Origin of the sequence: Corallococcus sp. CA053C (genome assembly GCF_003611675.1) — a bacterium.
Lineage (GTDB): Bacteria > Myxococcota > Myxococcia > Myxococcales > Myxococcaceae > Corallococcus.
Window position 1 is genome coordinate 1 of record NZ_RAWA01000675.1, and the last position, 2,737, is coordinate 2,737.

At 72.6% G+C, this 2,737-nt stretch carries 3 protein-coding genes; all 3 read left to right on the top strand.

Annotation, left to right across the window (positions count from 1 at the left end; genetic code table 11):
- Positions 1 to 76 precede the first annotated feature (76 nt).
- Positions 77 to 961 carry a heme o synthase gene (gene cyoE / locus D7V97_RS41970; protein ID WP_120616126.1) on the top strand — a complete coding sequence of 295 codons (885 nt, stop codon included), beginning with the start codon at positions 77 to 79 and terminating at the stop codon, positions 959 to 961.
- Between the two features lie 14 nt (positions 962 to 975).
- Positions 976 to 1,965, top strand: a complete 990-nt coding sequence (locus tag D7V97_RS41975; RefSeq protein WP_120616127.1) for an ABC transporter ATP-binding protein — start codon at positions 976 to 978, stop codon at positions 1,963 to 1,965.
- A gap of 32 nt (positions 1,966 to 1,997) precedes the next feature.
- The coding region (locus tag D7V97_RS41980; protein WP_368669024.1) for an ABC transporter permease at positions 1,998 to 2,737 on the top strand (740 nt) is incomplete at its 3' end.

The following is a 2,737-nucleotide window of genomic DNA, read 5'->3' on the forward strand; positions in this document are numbered from 1 at the left end:
GGACGGTATGGGAGGGCCCACCCCACGTCCCCCGGCCGGAAGTGACGGCGAGCCGGGGCTAACTGTTGGAGTCTGCGTGAGCGCGCGTGCCCTGTCCCTGTCGACCACCGCGTCCGACCTGATCTCCCTCACCAAGCCGCGGCTGTCCCTGCTGGTGCTCATCACCGCGGCGGGCGGCCTGTACCTGGCGCCGGGCCCGCTGGGGCCGGTGCGGGCGCTGGTGACGCTGCTGGCGACGGCGGGGACGGTGGGCGCGGCGAACGCGTTCAACTGCTACCTGGAGCGCCACAGCGACCAGTTCATGGCGCGCACGCGCAACCGGCCGCTGCCGGCGGGGCGCATGGACCCCACGACGGCGCTGTGGTTCGGCCTGTCGCTCGCGGCGGTGTCGCTGCCGGCGCTGGTGCTGGGGGCGAACCTGCTCACCGGTGTGCTGGGGCTCATCGCGCTCTTGAGCTACGTGCTGGCCTACACGCCGCTGAAGGCGCGCACGTCCGCGGCGATGCTGGTGGGTGCGATTCCCGGCGCGCTGCCTCCCTTGATGGGCTGGACGGCGGTGACGGACACGCTGGACGCGGGCGGCTTCGCGCTGTTCGCCATCATGTTCCTCTGGCAGATGCCGCACTTCATCGCCATCGCGCTGTTCCGCAAGGAGGAGTACGCGGCGGCGGGCCTGAAGTCGGTGCCGCTGGAGCGGGGTGACGAGTCCAGCCGCGCGCAGGTGGTGCTCTACCTGGTGGCGCTGGTGCCCATGACGCTCCTGCCGTTCCAGCTGCACATCGCCGGCACGTGGTACCTGGCGGCGGCGGTGGTGCTGGGGCTGGGCTTCCTCGGGCTGGGAGCGTGGGGCTTCTTCAAGCACCTGGGGAAGCCCTGGGCGCGCCAGACGTTCTTCTTTTCGCTCGTGTATCTCACCGGCCTGTTCGCCGCGCTGACGCTGGACCGCGTTCCGCGTGGCTAGGGCCCTCCGTGCCCATGCCTGACACCTCGGTTCCCACTCCGCCCCCGCCGCTCCTGCGCATCGAGGGGCTCACGCGCCGCTTCGGTGGGCGCACCGCCGTGGACGGGCTGTCGCTGTCCGTGCAGCCGGGTGAAATCCTGGGGCTCCTGGGGCCCAACGGCGCCGGCAAGTCCACCACCTTCCAGCTGCTCGCGGGGCTGCTCGCGCCGGACGCGGGGCAGGTCCACTTCGCCGGCCGGGTGCTGTCGCTGAGCGACCCCGCGCTGCGCCGGCAGATGGGCGTCATCTTCCAGCGCGGCAGCCTGGATGACCTGCTCACCGCGCGGGAGAACCTGCTGTTGGGGGCCCGGCTGTACGGCCTCACCGGCGCGGACGCGAAGTCGCGCGGGGAGACGATGCTGTCGCTCATCGGCCTGTTGGACCGGGGCGACGAGCGGGTGGGCACCTGGTCGGGCGGCATGCGCAGGCGGCTGGAGCTGGCGCGGGCGCTGGTGCACCAACCGCGCGTGGTGCTGATGGATGAGCCCACGCAGGGCCTGGACGAGGCGGCCTTCCGCACGTTCTGGACGCACCTCAAGCGGCTGCGCGACGCGCAGGGCGTCACGGTGCTGCTCACCACGCACCGCGCGGACGAGGCGGAAGGGTGCGACCGGCTGGCGGTGCTGGACGGCGGGAAGCTGGTGGCGTGTGACACGCCCCGGGCGCTGGCCTCGCGCATGGGCGGGGACATCCTGACGTTGGAAGGCCCCGAACCGGAGGCGCTGGCCGCGCAGGTGACGGAGCGGCTGGGGCTGGAGGCGAAGGTGGTGGAGGGGCGCGTGCAGGTGGAGGCCGCGCAAGGACATGCGCTGGTGCCGCGGCTGGTGGAGGCCTTCCCTCCGGGACGGTTCGCCTCCGTGTCGCTGCGCCGACCCACGCTGGCGGACGTGTTCCTCCAGCTCACCGGCAAGGCCCTGGGGGCGGATGCACCCGCGCCCGTGCCCGCGCCGAGGAAACGCCGATGAGCACCCACGTCCCCGTCCCTGTCCCGTCGTCGATGGAAGCTCCGGGGGAGGCCGCGCCCGTGGAAGCCGCGCCGGTGCCGCGCCGGGAGCCGGGCACGCTCGCGCTGCAGTGGGCCACCGTGCGGGTGTTGCTCGCGCGCGACGTGGTGCGCTTCTTCCGTCAGCCCAGCCGCGTGATTGGCGCGCTGGCGCAGCCCATCCTGTTCTGGTTCGTCATCGGCTCGGGGTTCGCGGGCTCGTTCCGGGTGGAGGGCGCGCAGGGGCTGGGCTACCAGCAGTTCTTCTTCCCGGGCGTCGTCACGATGGTGGTGCTCTTCAGCGCCATCTTCGCGACCATCACCGTCATCGAGGACCGCAAGGAGGGCTTCCTCCAGGCGGTGCTGGCGGGGCCGGGGTCGCGGCTGGCGGTGGTGCTGGGCAAGGCGCTGGGCTCCTCCAGCATCGCGCTGATGCAGGCGTCGCTGTTCCTGCTCTTCGCGCCCCTGGCGGGCGTGGACGTGCGGACGGTGGACTACCCGCTGCTCGCGGCGGTGATGGTGCTGTCGGCGCTGGCGCTCACGGGGATGGGGATGGCGCTCGCGTGGTGGGTGCGCTCGAGCGCGGGCTACCACGCGGTGATGAGCCTGGTGATGCTGCCCATGTGGGTGCTCTCCGGGGCGATGTTCCCGGTGAAGGGCGCGGGGCCGGTGCTGTCGTGGGTGATGCTGCTGAACCCGATGCGCTTCTCCGTGGAGGGCGTGCGCCGCGCGCTGTACGGGGCGCAGGCGTCGCT